Source organism: Amycolatopsis sp. Hca4, assembly GCF_013364075.1.
Classification (GTDB): domain Bacteria; phylum Actinomycetota; class Actinomycetes; order Mycobacteriales; family Pseudonocardiaceae; genus Amycolatopsis.
The window spans coordinates 9,114,933-9,136,782 of record NZ_CP054925.1; the positions used below are offsets into that span (position 1 = coordinate 9,114,933).

General features: G+C 72.5%; 23 protein-coding genes. 14 read left to right on the forward strand and 9 right to left on the reverse strand.

What is annotated here, in order from left to right:
* Positions 1-78: 78 nt before the first annotated feature.
* From alaS to HUT10_RS41560, 5 genes are read left to right on the forward strand one after another with little or no spacing between them, the layout of a single operon-like run.
* Positions 79-2,739 carry an alanine--tRNA ligase gene (gene alaS / locus HUT10_RS41540; protein ID WP_176176200.1) on the forward strand — a complete coding sequence of 887 codons (2,661 nt, stop codon included), beginning with the start codon at positions 79-81 and terminating at the stop codon, positions 2,737-2,739.
* Between the two features lie 31 nt (positions 2,740-2,770).
* Entirely contained in the window at positions 2,771-3,232 is a 462-nt protein-coding gene (gene ruvX / locus HUT10_RS41545) for a Holliday junction resolvase RuvX (RefSeq protein ID WP_217709689.1), read from the forward strand.
* Positions 3,229-5,394, forward strand: coding sequence for an endolytic transglycosylase MltG (gene mltG / locus HUT10_RS41550; RefSeq protein WP_176176202.1), 2,166 nt, complete (start codon positions 3,229-3,231; stop codon positions 5,392-5,394). The genes ruvX and mltG overlap by 4 nt, the downstream gene beginning before the upstream one ends.
* Before the next feature lie 16 nt (positions 5,395-5,410).
* On the forward strand, positions 5,411-6,238 hold the full coding sequence (locus tag HUT10_RS41555) for a shikimate dehydrogenase (RefSeq protein WP_254897511.1): 828 nt from the start codon (positions 5,411-5,413) through the stop codon (positions 6,236-6,238).
* 58 nt (positions 6,239-6,296) lie between these two features.
* Positions 6,297-7,541, forward strand: coding sequence for a GrpB family protein (locus HUT10_RS41560; RefSeq protein ID WP_176176204.1), 1,245 nt, complete (start codon positions 6,297-6,299; stop codon positions 7,539-7,541).
* On the opposite strand, the gene HUT10_RS41565 is transcribed toward HUT10_RS41560, so the two are convergent.
* The 3 genes from HUT10_RS41565 to HUT10_RS41575 form a co-directional block, all read right to left on the reverse strand.
* On the reverse strand, positions 7,528-8,187 hold the full coding sequence (locus HUT10_RS41565; protein WP_176176205.1) for a TetR/AcrR family transcriptional regulator: 660 nt from the start codon (positions 8,185-8,187) through the stop codon (positions 7,528-7,530). The two genes, HUT10_RS41560 and HUT10_RS41565, sit on opposite strands and share 14 nt — an antisense overlap.
* A 19-nt stretch (positions 8,188-8,206) precedes the next feature.
* The gene (locus HUT10_RS41570; RefSeq protein ID WP_176176206.1) at positions 8,207-8,620 is read right to left on the reverse strand and encodes a hypothetical protein; all 414 of its coding nucleotides are present in this window, start codon (positions 8,618-8,620) and stop codon (positions 8,207-8,209) included.
* A 69-nt stretch (positions 8,621-8,689) separates the two neighbouring features.
* Entirely contained in the window at positions 8,690-9,949 is a 1,260-nt protein-coding gene (locus tag HUT10_RS41575) for an alpha/beta hydrolase (RefSeq protein ID WP_176176207.1), read from the reverse strand.
* Between the two features lie 59 nt (positions 9,950-10,008).
* Between HUT10_RS41575 and HUT10_RS41580 the strand changes: the two genes are divergently transcribed.
* Positions 10,009-10,554 (forward strand): helix-turn-helix domain-containing protein, encoded by a 546-nt coding sequence (locus tag HUT10_RS41580; RefSeq protein ID WP_176176208.1) that lies wholly within the window; start codon positions 10,009-10,011, stop codon positions 10,552-10,554.
* 22 nt (positions 10,555-10,576) lie between these two features.
* Positions 10,577-11,509, forward strand: a complete 933-nt coding sequence (locus HUT10_RS41585) for a D-2-hydroxyacid dehydrogenase family protein (protein ID WP_176176209.1) — start codon at positions 10,577-10,579, stop codon at positions 11,507-11,509.
* A gap of 199 nt (positions 11,510-11,708) precedes the next feature.
* On the opposite strand, the gene HUT10_RS41590 is transcribed toward HUT10_RS41585, so the two are convergent.
* The 5 genes from HUT10_RS41590 to HUT10_RS41610 form a co-directional block, all read right to left on the reverse strand.
* Positions 11,709-13,187 (reverse strand): alpha/beta hydrolase, encoded by a 1,479-nt coding sequence (locus tag HUT10_RS41590; protein WP_176176210.1) that lies wholly within the window; start codon positions 13,185-13,187, stop codon positions 11,709-11,711.
* Positions 13,184-13,999, reverse strand: coding sequence for a serine hydrolase (locus HUT10_RS41595; protein ID WP_176176211.1), 816 nt, complete (start codon positions 13,997-13,999; stop codon positions 13,184-13,186). Before HUT10_RS41595 ends, HUT10_RS41590 begins: the two co-directional genes overlap by 4 nt.
* A 74-nt stretch (positions 14,000-14,073) precedes the next feature.
* The gene (locus HUT10_RS41600) at positions 14,074-14,340 is read right to left on the reverse strand and encodes an HPr family phosphocarrier protein (RefSeq protein ID WP_013224593.1); all 267 of its coding nucleotides are present in this window, start codon (positions 14,338-14,340) and stop codon (positions 14,074-14,076) included.
* Positions 14,341-14,381: 41 nt separating this feature from the next.
* The gene (locus HUT10_RS41605; protein ID WP_176176212.1) at positions 14,382-15,617 is read right to left on the reverse strand and encodes a PTS transporter subunit EIIC; all 1,236 of its coding nucleotides are present in this window, start codon (positions 15,615-15,617) and stop codon (positions 14,382-14,384) included.
* On the reverse strand, positions 15,614-16,402 hold the full coding sequence (locus tag HUT10_RS41610) for a GntR family transcriptional regulator (RefSeq protein WP_176176213.1): 789 nt from the start codon (positions 16,400-16,402) through the stop codon (positions 15,614-15,616). Before HUT10_RS41610 ends, HUT10_RS41605 begins: the two co-directional genes overlap by 4 nt.
* 242 nt (positions 16,403-16,644) lie before the next feature.
* On the opposite strand from HUT10_RS41610, the gene HUT10_RS41615 reads away from it, so the two are divergent.
* Together HUT10_RS41615 and HUT10_RS41620 are read left to right on the forward strand one after the other, a co-directional pair.
* Positions 16,645-16,884, forward strand: a complete 240-nt coding sequence (locus HUT10_RS41615) for a glucose PTS transporter subunit EIIB (RefSeq protein ID WP_167455364.1) — start codon at positions 16,645-16,647, stop codon at positions 16,882-16,884.
* Complete coding sequence (locus HUT10_RS41620) at positions 16,881-17,336, forward strand: PTS glucose transporter subunit IIA (RefSeq protein WP_176176214.1); 456 nt, start codon at positions 16,881-16,883, stop codon at positions 17,334-17,336. The genes HUT10_RS41615 and HUT10_RS41620 overlap by 4 nt, the downstream gene beginning before the upstream one ends.
* Before the next feature lie 79 nt (positions 17,337-17,415).
* On the opposite strand, the gene HUT10_RS41625 is transcribed toward HUT10_RS41620, so the two are convergent.
* Positions 17,416-17,853, reverse strand: a complete 438-nt coding sequence (locus HUT10_RS41625) for a ubiquinol-cytochrome c reductase iron-sulfur subunit (RefSeq protein WP_176176215.1) — start codon at positions 17,851-17,853, stop codon at positions 17,416-17,418.
* 105 nt (positions 17,854-17,958) lie between these two features.
* Between HUT10_RS41625 and HUT10_RS41630 the strand changes: the two genes are divergently transcribed.
* From HUT10_RS41630 to HUT10_RS41650, 5 genes are all read left to right on the forward strand, one after another.
* On the forward strand, positions 17,959-18,327 hold the full coding sequence (locus HUT10_RS41630) for a hypothetical protein (RefSeq protein ID WP_176176216.1): 369 nt from the start codon (positions 17,959-17,961) through the stop codon (positions 18,325-18,327).
* A gap of 4 nt (positions 18,328-18,331) precedes the next feature.
* A complete protein-coding gene (locus tag HUT10_RS41635; RefSeq protein ID WP_176176217.1) occupies positions 18,332-18,844 on the forward strand; it encodes a sigma-70 family RNA polymerase sigma factor in 513 nt (170 codons plus the stop codon).
* Positions 18,841-19,485: an anti-sigma factor gene (locus HUT10_RS41640; protein ID WP_176176218.1), complete on the forward strand. Its 645-nt coding sequence runs from the start codon at positions 18,841-18,843 to the stop codon at positions 19,483-19,485. The genes HUT10_RS41635 and HUT10_RS41640 overlap by 4 nt, the downstream gene beginning before the upstream one ends.
* Before the next feature lie 652 nt (positions 19,486-20,137).
* Positions 20,138-21,325, forward strand: coding sequence for a chorismate synthase (gene aroC / locus HUT10_RS41645; RefSeq protein ID WP_176176219.1), 1,188 nt, complete (start codon positions 20,138-20,140; stop codon positions 21,323-21,325).
* Positions 21,322-21,846 carry a shikimate kinase gene (locus tag HUT10_RS41650; RefSeq protein ID WP_176176220.1) on the forward strand — a complete coding sequence of 175 codons (525 nt, stop codon included), beginning with the start codon at positions 21,322-21,324 and terminating at the stop codon, positions 21,844-21,846. Before aroC ends, HUT10_RS41650 begins: the two co-directional genes overlap by 4 nt.
* The last annotated feature ends 4 nt before the right edge of the window (positions 21,847-21,850 follow it).

Genomic DNA, 21,850 nt, shown 5'->3' on the forward strand with positions numbered 1-21,850 from the left:
TCCGGGCCTGCCCGGAACCCCTTCGCCGGAACAACGCCGCCGACCCCGCTGCCGAACCACAGCTACAAGGACTGACCCGTGGACACACACGAAATCACCGACCGTTTCCTGCGCCATTTCGAGGGCCGCGGCCACACGCGCGTGCCCAGCGCGCCGCTGATCCTCGACGACCCGAACCTGCTGTTCGTCAACGCCGGCATGGTGCAGTTCAAGCCGTACTTCCTCGGTGAGGCGCCGCCGCCGTACCCGCGCGCGACCTCCGTGCAGAAGTGCGTGCGCACGCCGGACATCGACGAGGTCGGCAAGACCACCCGGCACAACACGTTCTTCCAGATGGCCGGGAACTTCTCCTTCGGCGACTACTTCAAGGAAGGCGCCATCGAGGCGGCCTGGGAGCTGATCACCAAGCCCCAGACCGAAGGCGGCTTCGGCCTCGACCCGGACCGCATCTGGGCGACCGTCTACAACGACGACTCCGAGGCGGCCGGCCTCTGGCGCAAGCTCACCGGGCTGCCCGGCGAGCGCATCCAGGCCCGTGACGGCAAGGACAACTACTGGGACATGGGCGTGCCCGGTCCCGGCGGCCCGTGCTCGGAGATCTACTACGACCGCGGCCCGGCGTACGGCCGCGAGGGCGGCCCGGTCGCCGACGAGGACCGCTACATCGAGATCTGGAACCTCGTCTTCATGCAGGACGTCCGCGGCGACCTGAGCCCCAAGCTCGGGCACCCGCCGATCGGCGAGCTGCCGAAGAAGAACATCGACACCGGCATGGGTGTCGAGCGCGTCGCGACGATCCTGCAGGGCGTCGAGAACGTCTACGAGACCGACCTCGTGCGCCCGGTGATCGGCCGCGCGGAGGAGTTCTCCGGCCGCCGCTACGGCAGCAACCACGCCGACGACGTCCGCTTCCGCGTCATCGCCGACCACGCCCGCACGGGTGTCATGCTGATCGGTGACGGCGTCACCCCGGGCAACGACGGCCGCGGCTACGTGCTGCGCCGCCTGCTGCGCCGGATCATCCGCTCCTCGCGCCTGCTGGGCGTGCACGAGCCGGTGCTGCAGGCGTTCGCGGCGGTCGTCCGCGACACCATGGGCCCGACCTACCCCGAGCTGGTCTCCGGCTTCGACCGGATCAACGAGGTCGTCCGGATCGAGGAGGAGGCCTTCCTCTCGACCCTCACGTCCGGTTCGCGCATCTTCGACCTCGCGGCGGAGGAGACCAAGCGCGGCGGTGGCGACGTGCTGGCCGGCGACAAGGCGTTCCAGCTGCACGACACCTACGGCTTCCCGATCGACCTGACCCTCGAGATGGCGGCCGAGCAGGGCCTGACCGTCGACGAAGAGGGCTTCCGCACGCTCATGAACGAGCAGCGGACCCGTGCGAAGGCGGACGCGGCGGCCCGCAAGACCGGCCACGGCGACCTGTCCGAGTACCGGAAGGTCCTGGAGCAGCACGGCGAGACCGAGTTCCTCGGCTACACCGACCTCCAGGCCGAAGCGACCGTGGTGGCGCTGCTCGAGGACGGCCGGCCGGTCCGCAGCGTGTCCGCGGGCAAGAAGGCCGAGCTGGTCCTCGACCGCACGCCGTTCTACGCCGAGAGCGGTGGCCAGGTCGCCGACACCGGTGTGCTGATCGGCGACGGCGTCGAGCTGAAGGTCCTGGACGTCCAGAAGATCGTGCCCGGCCTGTACGTGCACCGCGTCGAGGTCACCGAGGGCGAGGTCGGCCTGGACACCAAGCTCACCGGCTCGGTCGACGCGCACCGCCGCCTGTCCATCGAGCGCTCGCACTCCGCGACGCACCTGGTGCACGCGGCCGTCCGCGGCGCGTACGGCAAGCGCGCGGCGCAGGCGGGCTCGCTGAACTCGCCGGGCCGGATGCGGTTCGACTTCACCACGCCCGGTTCGGTCTCGTCCGACGTGCTGACCGAGGTCGAGGAGGAGGTCAACGACTACCTCCAGACCGACGTCGAGGTGCAGAGCTACACCACGACCAAGGACAAGGCCCTCGAGCTGGGCGCGGTCGCGCTCTTCGGTGAGAAGTACGGCAACGACGTCCGCGTGGTCGACATGGGCGACTACTCCCGCGAGCTCTGCGGTGGCACGCACGTCGAGCGGATCGGCCAGCTCGGCCTGGTCAAGCTGGTCTCCGACGCCTCCATCGGCTCGGGCGTGCACCGCGTCGAGGCGCTGGTCGGCACGGACGCGCTCAAGTACGTCCGCAAGGAGCAGCTGCTGGTCTCGCAGCTGGCGAACACCTTCAAGGTGCCCTCGGACCAGCTGCCGGGCCGCATCGACGACGTCCTGACCCGGCTGAAGAACGCCGAGAAGGAGATCGCGCAGCTGAAGACCCAGCAGGTGCTGGGCTCGGCGGGCGCGCTGGTCGACAAGGCCCAGGACATCGGCGGCGTGACCGTGGTCGCCGAGGTCGTCCCGGACGTCGACGGCAACGGCCTGCGCGCGCTCGCCTCGGACATCCGCGGCCGGCTCGGCACGCGGCCCGGCGTGGTGGCGCTCTTCTCGCCGGCCGGCGAGAAGCTGAGCTTCGTCGTCGCGACGACCAAGGCGGCCCAGGACAAGGGCATCGCCGCGGGCAAGCTCGTCCCGTCGTTCGCCGAGAAGATCGGCGGCCGCGGCGGCGGCAAGCCCGACATGGCCCAGGGCGGTGGCACGAACCCGGCCGGCGCGAACGAGGCGGTCACGGCCCTGCGCGCGGCGATTGCCGGCATTGGCTAACCGCGGAAACCGCGGCCCGGACCGTCCCGGTGTGGGCGATCCGGGCCGGGGCCGCCGGCTCGGCGTGGATGTCGGATCCGTCCGGGTCGGGGTCGCGCTGAGCGATCCGGCCCCCCTGCTCGCTTCGCCATTGGTTACCCTCTCCCGCGATGCGACCGACGACAGTGATCTGGACCAGCTGGCCGCCCTCGTCACCGAGCACGAGGTGGTCGAGGTGATCGTGGGGCTGCCGAGAACGCTCGCCAACCGCCAGGGTCCGGCGGCCGAGCTGGCGATCGCGTATTCTGAGCGTCTGGCCGGGCGGATAGCGCCCGTGCCGGTCCGGCTGGGCGACGAGCGGCTGACCACGGTCACCGCATCCCGCATCCTCTCCCAGCGCGGGGTCAAAGGCCGCAAGCAGCGCGCGGTGGTCGACCAGGCCGCCGCCGTCGAGATCCTGCAGGCCTGGATCGACGCCGCCGCAGCGCACCGCGCCCGGGAGGGAGACCGATGAACGAGCAGCCACCTGAGCCCCCACGCGGGCGCCGGCGACTGCGCGAGCCGGACGAGGCGACCCCGCCGCCGTCCCGGCCCGCCCCGCGCCGCGCCGACCCGCGGTCCGCGGACGCCCGCCGCAGCCCGAGCGGGCAGCACGAGCTGCCGCCCCGCCGCGGGCAGGCCCCCAGCGGCGAGTACGACCTGCCCCAGCCGTCCCGCCGGGCCCGGCGGGAGGATCCTCCGGGGTACGACCCGCGCCGCGGCGCGCCGCAGCCCGGCCGTCGCCGCCTGGAGCCGCCCGGCACGCTGCCGTCGGCCGACGCCGACCTCGACCCGCAGGAGCGGCGGGCCGCCCCGGCCCGTGCCGCCCACGCCCGCCACGGCCTCGACGAGGGCTCCGAGGTCGACCAGCCGGCCCCGCGCCGGCGCCGGGCCGCACCCGAGCCCGAGGAAGCCGCAGCCCGGCCGCCGCGCCGGCGCGCGACCCCGGACCTCGACGAGGCCGAGGCCAGGCCGCCCCGGCGGCGGGCCGTGCCGGACCCCGACGACGAAAACCCGCCGCCCCGGCGGGCCGCGCCCGAGCGCATCGAACCGGCGCCCCCACGGCGGCGTCGCGCCGACGCCGAAGCGGCCGAGCCCCGCCCAGGCCGTCGTGGCGCGGCCGCCGAGCCGCCGCCCGCCCGCCGCCGGGCCCCCGAAGCGGCCGAAGCCGCCGACTCACGGCGGCGCCGTTCGGCGCTGGAGCCCGACGCCGAACCGGCCCCCCGGCGGCTCGCCCAGCCGGGTGACCGCTCCGTTGGCGTGCCCGAACCGGGCGCCGAGCCGCGCCGCCGCCCGGCGGCGCCGCCCGCGCGCGACGAGCCGGTGACCGACGTGCTGCCCGCGCTGGCCCCGCCGCCCCCGGCCGAACCGCCGCGGGCCCCTAAGGAGGAGCCCGAGCCCTTCGCCGAGGACGACGAGTACGCGGACTACGACGAATACGACGAGTACGCGGACTACGACGAGGCGGAGTACGAGGACGAGTACGACGACTACGACGACGAGCCCGCGAAGCCGCGGAAGAAGGGCAAGCGCGCTCTCGGCTGGGTCGCCGCGATCGCGGTGATCGCCCTGCTCGCCGGCGGCGCCTGGTACGGCTTCAACAAGTTCTTCGGCTACGACGACTTCGACGGTGCCGGCACCGACGACGTGGTCTTCCAGGTCGACGACGGCGACACGACGTCGGCGATCGGCGCGAAGCTCACCACGGCGGGCGTGGTCGCCAGCAGCAAGGCGTTCGTCAAGGCGGGCGAGGGCAACCCGAAGCTCGCCCGGATCCAGCACGGCTTCTACGTGATGAAGTCGCACATGTCCGGGGCCAGCGCGGTCGACCGGATCACCGACGCGGCCTCCCGCGTCGGCCAGCTGGAGATCCGGCCCTACACGCAGTTCGACGACATCACCCAGCCCGACGGCAAGGTCACGCCCGGCGTCTTCAGCCTGATGGCGAAGGCGTCGTGCGCGCAGCTCAACGGCAAGAGCACCTGCGTCTCCGCGGACGACCTGCGCAAGGCCGTCGACGCGGCGGACCTCAAGCAGCTCGGCGTGCCGGACTGGGCGATCGAGCCGGCGAACAAGGCCGACCGCAAGGACCGCAGGCTGGAGGGCCTGATCGCGCCGGGCCTCTACGACGTCAAGCCGGGGTCCACCGCGCAGGAGATCCTCGGGCAGCTGGTGCACAGCTCGGCCGAGGCGCTGCAGAACGACGGGCTGACCCCGCAGTCGACCGGTCCGGGCATGACGCCGTACCAGACGCTGATCATCGCCTCGATCATCGAGCGTGAAGCGGTCAAGGCCGACTTCGGCAAGCTCTCGCGGACCATCTACAACCGGCTGAAGATCAACATGCGGTTGCAGATGGACTCGACGGTCAACTACGTGCTGGACCGCCCGACGCTGCTGACCGACGAAGCCGACCGGCTCAAATCCGGCGCGTACAACACGTACAAGAACGCGGGACTGCCGCCGACGCCCATCGCGGTGCCGAGCCCGGACGCGATCCAGGCCGCGGTGAAGCCGCCGGCCGGGGACTGGGTGTACTTCGTCAAGTGCGAGAAGAACGGCCTGTCGTGCTTCGCGGTCACCAACGACGAGCACAACAAGAACCGCGATCTGGCCAGGCAGCGCGGTGTCATCTGAGCCACGCAAGGCCGCGGTGCTGGGCAAGCCGGTGGCGCACTCGCTGTCCCCGGTGCTGCACGGCGCCGCGTTCGCCGCGCTCGGCCTGACGGGCTGGACGTACGAGCGGATCGAGACGACCGCCGAGGGGCTCCCGGCGCTGGTCGACGGGCTCGGCCCGGAGTGGACCGGTTTCTCGGTCACCATGCCGGGCAAGCGCGCGGCGCTGGACCACGCGGACGAGGTGACGCCGCGCGCGGCCGCCGTCGGCGCGGCCAACACGCTGGTCCGCACCGAGCGGGGCTGGCTGGCGGACTGCACCGACGTCGAGGGCGTGACCGGCGCCCTGCGCGCCGCGGGCGGCTACCGGCCGTCCCCCGGGGACACGGCGGTGGTGCTCGGCGCGGGCGGCACCGCGGCGGCGGCGGTCGTCGGCCTGGCCGACCTCGGCGTCCGGCAGGTGCGGCTGGTCGTGCGCGAACCGGCCCGGGCCACCGAAACCCTGGACGCGGCGAAGCGGGCCGCGCTCGACGTCGACGTCCTGCGCTGGGCCGAAACGGACTTCGCCGCGCTGGGGTCCGCCGCGGTGCTGGTGAACACCGTCCCGCCGGACGCGGTCGCCGCGCACGTGGGCGAGCTCGCGCGGGTCGGGCACGTCCTCGACGTCATCTACCACCCGTGGCCGACCCCGCTCGCCGAAGCGGTCGCGGCCCGCGGGGGCCGGCTCGCCACCGGGCTGGACATGCTGCTGCACCAGGCGTTCGGCCAGGCCGAGCACTTCACCGGCCGCCCGGCCCCGCGGGCGGCGATGCGGGACGCGCTGCGCGAAGCGACCGGGAACCTGCTGCCGCTGCCGATCGGCTGAAACCACTTGCGCGCGTTGATAATCTGGTCGACTGCCTTGCCGAAGGGGGTCAACCGGAATGACCAGTCAAGACGCGTTGAGCGAAGAAGAGGTCCACAAGGCGTGGGTCGGTGAAGCACCCAAGCTGAACTCGACCGTCACGCTCGCGGACTACGACCCGGAGTGGCCGCGGCTCTTCGCCCGCGAAGCTGAGCGGATCCGGGGCGTGCTGGGGGAGCGGGTGCTCGTGCTGGAGCACGTCGGCTCGACGTCGGTACCGGGCTTGTGCGCCAAGCCGATCGTCGACATCCTCCTGGAGGTCCCGGATTCCGACGACGAGGACGCCTACGTCCCGGCGCTGGAAGCGGCGGGCTACCGGCTCGTCATCCGCGAACCGGACTGGGAGAAGCACCGCTGCTTCAAGGGCCCGGACACGAACATCAACCTGCACGTCTACTCGCCGGGCAACGGCCAGACGCCGCGCTACCGCCTCTTCCGCGACCGCCTGCGCTCGCACCCGGAGGAACTGGAGCTGTATGCGGCGAAGAAGCGTGAGCTGGCCGCGAGGACGTGGAAGTACATCCAGCACTACGCCGACGCGAAGACGGAGGTGGTCGAGGAGATCATCGGCCGCGCCCGGGCCGAGCAGTACGACGGCCACGCCGAGGAGTACGCCGAGCACGCGGAGAAGTCCGTCACCAACGCCTTCTACGACCGGCCGGCGATCCTCGACCTCGCCGGGGACGTCGCCGGGCTGCGCGTGCTCGACGTCGGCTGCGCGGCCGGCCACCTGAGCGCGCTCCTGGCCGAGCGCGGCGCCGACGTCCTCGGCGTCGACTCCAGCGCGGGCATGATCGCCGTCGCCCGCCGCAAGTTCGGTGCCGTCGCCCGGTTCGAGGTCGCGGACATCGCCCGGCCCCTGGACCTGCCGGACGCCTCGATCGACGTCGTCACGGCGTCGCTCGTGCTGCACTACCTGGCCGACTGGGGGCCGACGCTGGCCGAGTTCCGCCGGGTCCTCAAGGCCGGTGGGGTGCTGGTGTTCTCGGTGCACCACCCGGGCGAGGACTGGCGGTGGTTCGGCAAGGAGAACTACTTCGAGCTCGAGCTGCTGGAGGACGAGTTCCCGCCCGGCAATGTGGTCCGCTTCCACCGCCGCCCGCTGAGCTGGACGTTCCAGGCGGTCCGCGACGCGGGCTTCGCGGTGGACCGCCTGGTGGAGCCGATGCCGGTCCCGGAGGCGGAAGCGGCCGATCCGAAGTGGACGGCGAACCTGCGCAGCAAGCCGCGGTTCCTGTACTTCCGCGCGGTCAGTCCCGTTTAGCGAGCTCCTGGATCAGGTCGACGATCTCCCGGCTGACGGGCCGGAACACCCGCAGCCGGGAGAGCGCGGCCAGCCGGGCCAGCAGCGGGACGCTGCGCTCGACCAGCAGCCGGCTGCGTTTCGTGCCGGGCGAGCGGTCGTGGACCCAGAACAGCACCACGCCCATCTGGAACAGCCACAGCAGCTCCGGCAGCTGGGTCCGCAGCTCCGGGTCGAGCTTGACGTCGGAGCCCTCGACGACCTCGCGCATCAGGCCGATCGACGCCTCGCGGGCGGCCGCGGAGTCGACGCTGAACGGGCTCAGCGGCGACTCCGGGTCGGCCGCGTTGACGAAGAACTGCGTGCCGAAGCGGTGGTAGGGCTCGGCGACGTCGAGCCAGCACAGCAGCACCGCCTTCAGCCGGGCCGCGAAGCCGGTTTCGCTCTCGAGCAGCGCCCGCGCCGCCGCCAGGTGCTGCGCGGCCATCTCGTCGTAGAAGCCCTGGATCAGCTGTTCCTTGGACGAGAAGTAGTAGTAGGCGTTCCCGACGGAGACGCCGGCCTCGGCGGCGATCGCGCGCATCGTCGTGCGGTCGTAGCCGTTCTCGGTGAACAGCCGCATCGCGGTCGTGACGATCAGGGACCGCGTTTCCTCGCTCTTGGCCACGCGCTGCACGTTAGCGCCGTCAGGGAGCCGGGAAGGGCGGGGCCTGCGGCACGCCCGGGTACGCAATGGGCAGCGGCGCGGGCTTCGGGGCGAGGTGGCGGCGCCGGATGCCGTTGAACACCAGGACGTTGACCAGGTGCATGACGCCGAGGACGAGCGCCACCGTGCCGATCTTGACCGACAGCATCTCGAACACGTCCCGGGCGCTGACCACGAAGCTGTGGCTGGTCAGGAACAGCGTCACGAACCCGAGGCTGACCAGGTAGAAGCCGACCACCAGCAGCTGGTTGACGGCGTTGGCGAGGCCGGGGCTGTCGGCGAAGACCTCGGTGAGGAAGGTGCGGCCGTGCTTGCTCAGCGTCCGGGCGACGAGCACCGTCAGCGGGACGCTGATCAGCAGGTAGAGCGCGTAGGCGAGGACTATCGGGTCCATGGTTTCCTCCTTTTGAACGTGTTCAAGAGAACCGTAGCCTTGGTTTTGAACACGTTCAAGAGGGCTGGGTCACGTCGGCCGGGAAAGCCAGTCCGCGATGTCGGCGACCACGGCCGGGTCGACGTGCTGCGGTGCCTCGTAACCGGCAGGGGTGGACGGCCCCTCGCCGCGGAAGAACAGGTGGTCGTCGGCCTCGTGCACGCGGATCGTGACGTCGGATCGTCCCACCAGGCCCGCCCGCCAGCGCGCGAGGTCACCGGCCACAGTCACCTGGTAGTCGCGGCCGCCCTGGAGGATGAGCATCGGCTTGTCCAGCGTGGCGGCCGTCGCGACCGGGTCGTAGGCGCGCAGGTCCAGCCAGTAGGAGGCCGGCCACCCGAACAGCAGGTCCGCCGCCGGGGTCGCCGGTGACAGGCCGGGGCTCTCGACGAGCGCCGCCTGCCGCGCGACCGACTCGGCGGCCGCCGTGGTGGCCGGGCCGGGGTCCAGTTCGGCCAGGTAGCGGGCGACCCGGACGGCCGCCCGCGGCAGCGGCAGCGTGTCGCCGGCCAGGCTGATCAGGCCGGCGATCGACGGCTCGGCGGCCGCGACCCGCGGAACGGCGTTGCCGCCACCGCTGAGCCCCAGGACGAACACCCGCGCCGGATCCACCTTCCGCTGCCGCTGGAGCAGGTGGACGGCGGCGACCGCGTGCGGCACGTACTCGTCGGCCATCGTGAAGCCGGGCGCGGAGCCGGTCTCCGGGTGGACCCGGGTCACCTTGTCGAACCGGGCCACCGCGATGCCACGCGCGGCCAGTCCCCACGCCAGATCTTTGAACGGCTTGTTGGGCCCGGTCGTCAGGTCGCGGTCGGCGGGCCCGGAGGCGAGCAGCACCAGCCCCGGCCGCGGGCCACGCCCGCGCGGCACGGTGAGCGTGCCGGGCACCGCGAGCGGGCCGGAGCCGACGGTGACCTCGTGCTCGGCGAACCGGGCCGGCTCGGCGTAGGGCGGCGGCTCCCAGGACGCGCCGGACGGCGGCGCGAGCCGGAGCCCGTGCAGCAGGTCGGCGTCGTCGATCGACATGACCACGGTGAGGCCGCCGCGCTCGCAGGTGACCGGGACGCTGACCCGGACCAGCCCCGCCTTGGCCGGCTCGCGCACCGGCGCGCCGACCGCCCGGACCGGGCCGGCCTTGGCGATTTCGGTCTCCCAGCCGACTTGGAGCGTCCCGGCCGAGGCCGCCGCCCGCAGCCGCGGCGCGAAACGCGCTTCGGCCTCCGTGAAGCGGCCCGCCGCCGCCAGGCCGACGACCGCCAGCGCGATCGCCGCCGGATCCGTGTCCGTCATCCCGCCCCCAACCGTTCTCGGATTTTGCGAACGGTATCACCGCATGAGATCGTTGGGTAGTGGACACCTGGGAACTGCTGGGACACCCGGCGCGGCTGCGGATCGTGCACGCCCTGCGGGGCGAGCGGACGCTCACCACCGCCCAGCTCGGCGCGCTGCTGCCGGACGTCTCGAAAGCCATGCTCTACCGGCACGTCGAGGTGCTCGCCGCCGGCGGGGTCCTGGAGGTGGCCGGCGAACGCCGGGTCCGCGGCGCGGTCGAGCGCCACTACCGGCTGCGCCGAGACCGGGCGGCCATCGACCCCGGCGAGGTCGCTTCGATGACGGCCGAGGACCACCGGCGCGCGTTCGCCGTGGCGGTCGCGACCCTGGTCGCCGAGTTCGACGCCTACCTCGACCGCGACGGCGCCGACCCCTCCGCCGACCCCGTCGGCTACCAGCAGCACGCGATCTGGCTCAGCCGGGACGAACTGATCGCCCTGGTCGGGGAGCTGCGCGCGGCGATCCTGCCCCGGCTGGCCCAGCCCGCGACGCCCGGTCGCACCCGGTACCTGCTCAGTCCCATCCTCTTCCCCGGCGAACCGGCCGCCGCCGACCCCGGCTGAGCCGCCCGGCTACGGTGAGGCCATGCGGATCGCGATTCTCGACGACTACCAGGACGTCGCCCTCACCTTCGGTGACTGGAACTCGCTGCAGGCCGACATCACGGTCTTCACCGAGCCCCTGACCGACGTCGTCAAGCAGCTGCAGGGCTTCGAAGCGGTGGTCGCGATGCGCGAGCGCACCCGGTTCCCGGCCGAGGTGCTCGACGCCCTCCCGGACCTGAAGCTGCTGGTCAGCACGGGCAAGCGGAACGCCGCCATCGACGTGGCGGCCGCGCGCCGCAACGGTGTCGTGGTGTCCGCCACCGGCTACATCGGGGAGCCGACCGCCGAGCACACCTGGGCGCTGATCCTCGCCGCGTCGCGGAACCTGCCGCAGGAGTTCCGCTCGATGCGCGAGGGCGGCTGGCAGACCGGTGTCGGCACCATGCTGCACGGTAAGACGCTCGGCCTGCTCGGCCTGGGCAGGCTCGGCGCGGGCGCGGCGAAGATCGGGCAGGTCTTCGGGATGGAGACCATCGCCTGGAGCCAGAACCTGACGCCGGAGAAGGCGGAACCGCACGGCGTCACCGCGGTGTCCAAGGAGGAGCTGTTCGCGCGGTCGGACGTGCTGTCGATCCACCTGGTCCTCGGCGAGCGCACCCGCGGCCTGGTCGGGGCGGCCGAGCTCGCCGCGATGAAGCCGTCCGCGCTGCTGGTGAACACCTCGCGCGGCCCGATCGTCGACGAAGCCGCGTTGGTGGACGCATTGCGGCGCAAGGAGATCCGCGCCGCCGCACTGGACGTCTACGACACCGAGCCGTTCCCCGCCGACCATCCACTGAGGACACTCGACAACGCGGTCCTGACGCCGCACATCGGCTTCGTCACGCGGGAGGTCTACGAGATCTTCTACGGCGACGCGGTCGAGGACATCGCCGCCTACCAGGCGGGGACGCCGATCCGCGTCATGGAGTGAAGAAGGTGTGCGGCCCGCCGGGGCCCGAGGTCCCCGCACCGGCCCTGCGGCGGGCCTGCACCCCTACAGAACACCACCCGGGCCCGGCCGGTGGCAGGGTCTTTGGACCCTGCCCGCGGGTCCGTTCGGCTGAACGGCCTGCCGCGGCTGGCCGTGAGTGAGAAACCGCACCGGGAACCGGTTTCCCGGTCACGACCGGTCAGGGGAACGGGACGGCGTCCGGGGCGCAGGTCGTCCCCGGCGGCGGGACGGTGAGCTCGGTCAGGTAGCGCACCACGGCCGCCGACGCGCAGGCGCTCGGGGCGTCCAGCGACGTGTGGCCGTAGCCGTCCACGACGAGCACGCGGCCGTCGCCCAGTTCCGCCGCCGTGGCCTCGGCGTTGGCCAGCGGGGTCGCCGGGTCGAACCGGTTGTTCAGCACCAGGACCGGGTGCGGCCGCGGCCGGTTCCACGGCCCGGTGTAGCGGTCGTCGTCGCGGGCGGGCCAGCCGACGCACTGGGCCATCGAATACACCGCGCTCAGTCCGAAGTACGGCTGCCGCGCGCTTTCCCGGGCGGCGAGCGCGGCGTAGTCCGCGGGCGACTGCGGGTTGTCGCTGTCGAGGCACTGGACGGCCAGGAAGCCGGGGGAGTGCGTCGGCACGGCCGGGTCGAGCACCGGCGCCGCGGGGCCCGGGTCCGCCGGCATCGCGGCGAGGGTCTGGGCGAGCCGCTTCCACCGGCCGGACTGGTAGAGCGCGCTGCCGACCGTCTTCATCAGCGAGGCCACGCCCGGGCCGCGCGAGGCGTGGGCGAAGATCCCGGCGAACCGCTGTTTCGGGTCGCCCGCGGAGAACGCGCACTTCGGCCCGGCGGCGGCGCAGACCGCGAAGAACCGGTCCAGCTCCTGCTGCTGGGCACCGGCGACGTCGGCCCGCACGTCCACCGGCTCGTGCTCCCGGCCCGGCTCGCCGGTGGCGTTCGCGACGAGGTCGAGCGTGCCGTCGAGGGTCATCGCGCGCACCTTGTCTCCGAACAGGTTCGCGTACGTACCGCCCAGGTAGGTGCCGTAGGAGTACCCGTAGAAGTTCAAGGACGCGTCCCCGACGGCCTGGCGCAGCAGCTCCATGTCCCGGGCGACGTTCGCCGTGGAGAGGTGGTTCAGCAGGGCGCCCGAGGCCGCGCAGGCCTTGCCGGTCGCCGCCGCGGCGGCGAAGTACGCCTCCGGCTGCCGTACCGGCGACCCGGCCGGCGGCTGCGCGTTCGCGCAGCGGATCGGCGCCGACCCGCCGATCCCGCGCGGGTCGAAGCTCACCAGGTCGAACCGGGCCCGCAGCTCGGGCGGGTAGCGGGCGGCGAACCGCGTCAGCTCGCCGACGCCGTCCGTGCCGGGGCCGCCGAAGTTGAAGAACAGCGAGCCGAGCCGCCGTCCCGGGTCACCGGCAGGCAGCCGGATCACCGACAGGGTGATCGTGGTGCCCTTCGGCTCGCGGTAGCTCAGCGGAACGGCCGCGCCCGCGCACTGGAACGGCCCGTGACAGGGCGCCCACCGCAGCACCGGGACGGCGGCGCCGTTCGTGCCGAGCGCCGGGGGAGCGTCCGGTGCCGCCGCCGGGGACACCACCGGAGCGGGAGCGGCGGCGGGGGCGCTGCAGGCGGCGAGCAGGAGGAGGACTGCGGCGAGGACGGCCCGTCTCACGCGGCCAGTTCCGCCAGGACGGCGTCGGTGTAGCGCGGCCAGACCTCGGCGGCCCACGGCCCGAACGCGCGGTCGGTGAGGGCGATGCAGGCCGCGCCGGCGTCCAGGTCGACCCAGAGGAACGTGCCCGACTGGCCGAAGTGGCCGAACGTCCGCGGCGAGCTGTGCGCACCCGTCCAGTGCGGGCTCTTGTGGTCGCGGATCTCGAAGCCGAGGCCCCAGTCGTTGGGCTTCTGGTGCCCGAAGCCGGGCAGCACGCCGGACAGTCCCGGGAACACCACGCTCGTCGCTTCGGCGACGGTGGCCGGGTCCAGCAGCTTCGGGGCCTGCAACTCGGCGGCGAAGGCGACCAGGTCGTCCACAGTGGACACCGCGCCGGACGCGGGCGAGCCGTCCAGCACGGTCGACGTCATGCCGAGCGGGGCGAACAGCGCCTCGGCCTGGTACTGCGCGAAGGGGATGCCGGAGTGCTCGGCCAGGGCGTCGGCCAGCTGCTCGAACCCGGCGTTGGAGTACAGGCGCCGGGTGCCCGGCGCGGCCATCGCCTTGTGCGCGTCGAAGGCGAGCCCGGAGGTGTGGGCCAGCAGGTGCCGCACGGTCGACCCCTCGGGCCCGGCCGGGGTGTCGAGCTCGACGACGCCTTCTTCAACCGCGATGAGGGCGGTGTAGGCCGTCAGCGGCTTGGACACCGAGGCCAGCCGGAACTCCCGCGCCGGGTCGCCGTGCCGTCCGGCGACGCGGCCGTCCGCCGTCACCACGGCCGTCGCGGCGTTGTCCACCGGCCACTCGTCGATCAGGCGCACGCTCTCCATGGGGCCACCCTACGAAACGAAGGCCCCCGCACCGGTGTCGGGGACCGGTGCGGGGGCCTTCGCGGGGGTGACGCTCAGGCGTCGAGGTCGGTGGCGACCAGCTGGGCGACCGCTTCCACGGCCTCCTCGGCACCCTCGCCCTCGGCGCTGATGACGACCTCGTCGCCGTAACCGGCGGCCAGCGTCATCAGGTTGAGCACGCTGCCGGCGGCCACCGGGCTCCCGCCGGCCTTGGCGATCTGCACCGCGACGGGCTGCGCCGCGGCCGCCTTCGCCACCAGCGCGGCCGGCCGGGCGTGCAGCCCCACCTTGCTGGCCACGGCGACGCGTTTCTCCGGCATGTTCGTCCTCTCGCTAAACAGGTTCTCCGTCGTTACGGATGTTACGCGGCGGCCGTGCGGTCGAGGTCGGCCTCGATCGAGTCGTCCTCGCGGCCCGGCGTGCGCAGGTTCCACTTGGTGATCGCGAAGCGGAACACCACGTAGTAGATCACCGCGTAGACGAGGCCGATCGGGATCAGCAGCCACGGCTTCTGCGCCGCCGGGGCACCGAAGTTGAGCAGGTAGTCGATCGCGCCGGCCGAGAAGTTGAAGCTCTGGTGGATGCCCAGCGCGTTGCAGATCGCCAGCGAGGTACCGGTCATGATCGCGTGGAACAGGTACAGCGGCCACGCGACGAACATGAACGAGAACTCGATCGGCTCGGTGACACCGGTGAGGAACGAGGTCAGCGCGCCGGCGATCATCACACCGCCGACGACCTTCTTCTGCGCTGGGCGGGCCGTCTGCCAGATGGCCAGTGCGGCCGCGGGCAACGCGAACATGAAGATCGGGAAGAAGCCCGTGGTGAAGGCACCCGCCGACATCTTGCCCGCGACGAAGTTGTTGATGTCACCGCCGTCGAAGATGAACCAGACCGGGACGTTCAGCAGCTGGTGCAGACCGACCGGGATGAGCAGGCGGTTCAGCGCGCCGTAGATGCCGCCACCGACGATCGGGGAGGCGGTGACCGCGTCACCGGCGGCCTCGATGCCGCTGTTGACCCAGTGGAAGACCAGGCCGAAGATCACGCCGAGGAGCACCATGACGCCCGCGGTGATGATCGGGACGAACCGGCGGCCACCGAAGAACGCCAGGTAGGCGGGCAGCTTGATGCGGTGGTACTTCTGCCACAGCAGCGCCGCCACGATGCCGACCACGACACCGGCGAGCACCGAGTACGGCCACTTGATCGGCGCGAGTTCGGTCGCGCCCGCCTTGTAGCCGGGCAGGTCGCTCAGCGGTGCGAACACCTGGACGACGGCGCTGAAGACGAAGAAGCCGACGACGGCCGCGACGGCGGTCGAGCCGTCGCCCTTCTTGGCGAAGCCGACGGCGATGCCGACCGCGAACAGCAGCGGCAGCCAGTTGAACAGCGTGCCGCCACCGGCGGCCAGCACCGAAGCGACCTTGTTCCAGCCAAGGCCGTCCTTGCCGAGCATGTCGTCCTGGCCGAGCCGGAGCAGGATGCCCGCCGCCGGGAGCACGGCGATCGGGAGCATGAGGCTACGGCCGAAGCGCTGAAGACCGGCGAGACCGCTGCCGCTCTTCTTCGCCCCCTCCGCGGTGGTGGAGCTCATCTGGATCCTCCATAGTGGGGTGGTTGACCGGGTTCCGGGGTGTTCCGGTCCAACTGCATGGTCACCTGGTAGTGGTCTCCCCGGTACCAGGACGTGATGTCTTCGATGGGGTCCCCGTTGGCGCTGGAGACCCGCCGGAACACGAGCAGCGGGCTGCCGGCACGCATGCCGAGCAGCCGCGCGGTCTCGCGGTCCGCGCCTTCGGCCCAGACCGTCTGCCACGCCTGGTCGGGACGCACACCGTACGTCTCGGCCAGCTGCGCGTAGATGGACTGGGTCAGGTCGAGCCCGAGCAGGCCGGGAGCCCGGCCCGCGTGGTACCAGCCGCGCTCGACGGCCAGTGGCACGCCGTCGGCGTGGCGCAGGCGCACCAGGTGGTGCGCGGACGCGCCATCGGCCAGGCCGAGGGCGTGTGCCGAGGCGGTGGGCGGCACCTCGGTGGCCGCCGAGACCACCTCGGTCGTCGGGGTCAGCCCCCGCCTCCGCATGTCGTCGGTGAACGACATCAGGTAGAGCTGCAGCTCCATCCGCCGTGCGGCGGTGAACGTGCCCTTGCCGCGGACCCGGGCGAGCAGCCCCTCCTCGACCAGCTTGCCGATCGCCGACCGGACCGTGAGCCGCGACACGCCGTAGCGCTGGGCCAGCTCGCGTTCGGACGGGATCGGCGCACCCGGCGGGAGCTCGCGCTCCACCGTGCGGCGGAGGATTTCCCGCAGCTGGGCGTGCTTGGGCGTGGGCCCGTTGACAACCTTGTCGGGCGGCGGGACGTGCGCTGCCGCGCTCATCGGCGTCACCCTCCTCGTTCTCTCGCACCGGGGGGCCGGTGCTCGCATCCGGCCCCGAACATTGGTACGTTCCGGTCTAGACCAATGATCTGATGGGGCAGGATGCTCCGCCGCGCGGACGGGTGTCAACCACCGTTATCCGTTCGTGGCCCGCGGCGGGGTGCAAGCGGACGAACGGCGTAGTACAGGTGGACACGCGGTTCGCGTCAGGTTGGGAACAAACAGTGATCAAGGAGACCGCGATGGCGGATGACAGGCCGGAAAAGATCCTCGCGGCACTCGGCGGCGCGGGCAATCTCACCGAGGTCGAAGGCTGCATCACGCGGCTGCGCTGCGAGGTCGAGGACATGAGCCTCGTCGACGAGGGCGCGCTCAAGAAGGCCGGCGCGATGGGCGTGGTCAAGATGGGGTCGACGGCCCTGCAGGTGATCGTCGGGCCGGAGGCGGACACCATCGCCAGCGACATCGAGGACCTGCTGTGAGCTTCGACATCCTCAGCCCGGTCGCCGGGCGCGTGGTGCCGATCACCGAGGTCCCCGACCCGGTGTTCGCGCAGGCCATGGTGGGCCCGGGCATCGCGGTGCAGCCCTCCGGCGGCCGGTCGGACGCGGTCGCGCCGGTCGACGGCACGGTGGCCACCCTGCACCCGCACGCCTACGTCATCGCCACCGAGGACGGCAAGGCCGTGCTGGTCCACCTTGGCATCGACACGGTCAAGGAGAAGGGCGAGGGCTTCACGCTGCACGTCGTCAAGGGCGAGCAGGTGCGCGCCGGGCAGCCGGTCGTCAGCTGGGACCCGGAGGCGGTGACCGCGGCGGGCTACTCGGCGATCGTCCCGGTCGTCGCGCTGGACGCCTCGGCGGAGGTTTTGTCCGGTTTGGACACCGAGCGGGACGTCGCCGCCGGCGACCGGCTGTTCGCCTGGGACGCCTGAGCCACTCCTTCCTGCTCCCGGACGCGAACGGGCCCTGGTGGACGACGCTCCACCAGGGCCCGTTCGCGTGTCCGGCTCGTCAGCCGGTGACGACCTTCCCGTTTTCGACCTTGACCGGCACCGACGGCAGCGGCTTGTTGGCCGGGCCCTGCTTGACCTCGCCGGTGAGGGCGTTGAACACCGAACCGTGGCACGGGCAGATCAGGTCGGCCCCCTTCGGCGCGACGGTGCAGCCCTGGTGCGTGCACACCGCGCTGAACGCGGCGGCGGCCGACTCGGACGTCCGGGCCACGATCACGTCGGAGCCGTCCGGCGCCTTCGCCGCCTTGGCCTGCCCGACCGGGACTTCGGCGAGCGCGACCAGCGGTGTCCCGGCGGCGATCGGGGCCTGCGCGGTGCCCGACTTGCCGTTCGGTTCCGACGAGCAGGCGGTGAGGGCGACGGCGCCGACGGCGGCACCTGCGACGGCGGCACCGGTGGACAGGACGGTGCGGCGGGAGTGCAGTTCGGCTGTCATGCCCTTATGAACGGGACGGCCCCCCGTTCGGTTCAATTCCCGGTGAACCGGATCGCCCCCTGTTCCGTGTATGTAGCGGAGTGGGTGTGGAGTGGAGGAACGATCATGGTGAGTTGGGTTCTGCGCATCGTCGTGGCGGCCGCGCTGCTGGGCTCGGCGGGAGTGCACTACTTCCTGTGGACCGAGGACTACCCGGGCATCGTCGGGCCGCTGTTCCTGCTCGACGCGATCGCCGGGCTGGTGCTGGCGATCGCGGTGCTGGCGTGGCGGCACTGGCTGCCCGCGCTGGGTGCGTTCGGCTTCGGGGCGCTGACGCTCGGCGCGTACGTGCTGGCCGCGACGGTCGGGTTCGCCGGCAACCACGACCAGTTCAACAGCCAGCCGGAGTACTGGGGCGTCATCACGGAGGCGGTCTGCATCGTGGGCGGGCTGGCGCTGCTGTTCGTGAAGGACCGGCGCCGCGTCGCGGCCTGAGTTCGTGGGAGAGGTCGCCGAAGAGGCGCTCATGCGCGCGCTGCACGAAGAGCACGCGGCCGCGTTGTGGTCCTACGCCCTGCACCTGACGTCGGGGGACCGGATCCGGGCCGAGGACGTCGTCCAGGAGACGCTGCTGCGGGCCTGGCGGTCGCCGTCGGTGCTGGACCAGACGCAGGGCTCGGCGCGGGCGTGGCTGTTCACCGTCGCCCGCCGGATCGCCATCGACGGCTGGCGGTCGGCGTCCGCGCGGTCGGAGGTGCCGACCGACCGGCCGCCGGACCGCGTGGTCGCCGACGGCACCGACCGCGCGGTGCAGGGCTGGCTGGTCGCCGAGGCGCTGGCCGAGCTGTCGGAACGGCACCGCGAGGTGCTGCGGCTGTGTTACTTCCAGGGCTATTCAGTGGCAGACGCGGCGCTGAAGCTGGGAGTGGCCGAAGGGACGGTCAAGTCGCGCACGCACTACGCGTTGCGCGCGCTCCGGCTGGTGCTCGAAGAGAGGGGAGTGACCCAGTGAGCGAAGACCCGTTCGCGACGTTCGACGCCGCGTACGTCCTGGGGGCGCTCGCCCCGGAGGACCGGCAGCGCTTCGAGGAGCACCTGCGCACGTGCGACCGGTGCGCGTCGTCGGTCCGCGAGCTCGCGGGGCTGCCCGGGCTGCTGGCCAGGGTGGACACGCCGGCCTCGCTGCCCGACGCCGGGCCGCCCCCGCCGGACCTGCTGCCGGTGGTGCTGCGCCGGGTGCGGCGCGGCCGCCGGATCCGTCTCGCGGTGACGTCCGCGTCGGCCGCATTGGCGGTGTCGGCCTGCGTGGCGCTGGCCGTGGTGGCCTCGGCGCCTGCTGTGCCCGCTCCGCCGCCTGCGGTGGCGATGACCGCCCTGGGGCAGTTCCCGGTCCGCGCGGACGCCCGCCTGGCGGCGTTCGACTGGGGCACCCAGGTCGACATGTCGTGCAGCTACACCGGCGGCCGCAGCGGCGGCGAGTACCTCCTGGTGGCGATCTCGCGATCCGGGACGGAGACGGAACTGGCCACCTGGAAGGCCCTCCCGGACAACACGGCCCGCCTGTCGGTCGGCACGGCCCTGCGGACGCCGGACCTGGCGGCACTGGAGATCCGCTTGGCGACCGGCCAGCCCCTGCTCCGCCTGACGCTCTGACCGGTGGCTCATCCGGGCCGCAGGGGGCCCCGGATGAGCCACCCACCCCACCCTTTTCCTCAGTTCCGCCCCCAGTCACGCGGTTCCCGCCCTCAATCACGGGTGATGCCCCTCCAGTCACGAGTGATGCCCGCCCAATCACGCGAGATGCCCCTTCAATCACGCGAGATACCCGCCCAATCACGCGAGATCCGTCTTCGATCACGCCATCCGACCTTCCGGATACGCCATCCGACCCTCCAGGTACGCAGGCCGACCCTCCAGGTACGCAGGCCGACCCTTCAGGTACGCGAGCCGACTCTCCGGGTACGCGAGCCGCCCGTCCAAGCACGTGCGCTATCCCCGGCCCGAAGTCGCCCACAGGAGTGAATCCGCTCCGAACACGTCCGGAATCCTCCGTTCGCAACAACCGGTGATTGCCGTCCGCAACCCCGCGGCAGCAGCCTGGAGTCATGACCTTTCCGATCTTCGCCACCACCACCGCGGCCGCCCTGCAGCACGCCCCGGCCCTGATCCCGCTGCCGTGCGCCGCCGTCCTGGCCGTCCTCGGCGTGACCGCCGCCACCGCTCTCCGGCCGTTCGCCTTCTTCGCCGGTGCGGATGACCGGAGGTATCTCCGGGCCCGCGCCGCGCCCGTGACAGGATTGAGCCCATGTTGCGCTGGATCACCGCAGGTGAATCGCACGGACCCGCGCTGGCCGCCGTGCTCGAAGGCATGCCCGCGGGCGTCTCCGTCACCACCGCCGACGTCACCGAGCAGCTGGCCCGGCGCCGTCTCGGCTTCGGCCGCAGCCCGCGGATGGGCTTCGAGACCGACCACATCGAGTTCCTCGGCGGCGTCCGCCACGGCCTCACCCAGGGCGGCCCGGTCGCGGTCCACATCGAGAACACCGAGTGGCCCAAGTGGGAGCAGGTCATGGCGGCCGACCCGGTCGACCCGCAGATCCTCGAAGGCCTCGCGCGCAACGAACCGCTCACCCGCCCGCGTCCCGGCCACGCGGACCTGCCCGGCATGCAGAAGTACGGCTTCGAGGAGGCCCGTCCCGTCCTCGAGCGCGCCAGCGCCCGCGAGACGGCGTCGCGGACCGCGCTCGGCACCGTCGCGCGCAACTTCCTCAAGCAGCTGCTCGGCGTCGAAATCCTCAGCCACGTCGTCTCGATCGGCGGCGCCGACGCGCCCGAGGGTCCCCTCCCGCTGCCGGAGGACCTGGCGGCCATCGACGAGAGCCCGGTGCGCGCCTTCAGCCAGGAGGGCACCGAAGCGATGGTCGCCGAGGTCGACGCCGTCCGGAAGGCGGGTGACACCGTCGGAGGCGTGATCGAGGTGCTCGCCTACGGCCTCCCGCCGGGCCTCGGCTCCCACGTCCACTGGGACCGCCGGCTCGACGCGCGGCTGGCCGGCGCGCTGATGGGCGTCCAGGCGATGAAGGGCGTCGAGGTCGGTGACGGCTTCACCACCGCCCGTCGCTGGGGCAGCCAGGCCCACGACGAGATCGACCGCGGCACCGGTCCGGTCGGCGTCACCCGCCGGTCCAACCGCGCGGGCGGTCTGGAAGGCGGCATCACCAACGGCGAGCCGCTGCGTGTCCGGGTGGCCATGAAGCCGATCTCGACCGTCCCGAAAGCACTGTCCACAGTGGACGTCAAGACCGGTGAGCCGGCCGTGGCCATCCACCAGCGCTCGGACGTCTGCGCGGTGCCCCGCGCCGGGGTCGTGCTCGAGTCGGTGGTGGCGCTGGTCCTCGCCGACGCCGCGCTCGAGAAGTTCGGCGGCGACTCGCTCGCCGAGAGCAAGCGCAACGCCGATACGTACCTCAAGGCCCTCGAGGAGCGGTGGTGAGTCCGCGCGCGGTGGTCGTCGGGCCGCCGGGCTCGGGCAAGAGCACGGTCGGGCCGCTGCTGGCCGCCGCGCTCGGTGTCGCGTTCCGGGACAGCGATGACGACATCGTCGCTCGGGCCGGGCGCAGCATCTCCGACATCTTCGCGGAAGACGGGGAGCCCGCTTTCCGCGCGCTGGAAGAGGAAGCGGTCGCCACCGCGCTGGCCGAGCACGACGGCGTGCTCTCCCTGGGCGGCGGTGCGCCGCTCACCCCGGGCACCCGGGCGCGGCTGGCCGAGCACACCGTCGTGTTCCTCAACGTCGGCCTCGCGGCGGGGGTGCAGCGCACCGGGCTGTCCTCCGCGCGGCCGCTGCTGGCCGGGGTGAACCCCCGCGCCACCTTCAAGAAACTGCTCGACGAGCGGGTGCCCGTCTACCGCGAGGTCGCCACCGTCGAGATCGTCACCGACGATCGGACGCCCTCCGAGATCGTCGCGCACCTCGTGGCGGAGCTCGCCGCTCCCGCCGAAGCCAAGGAGTGAGTTC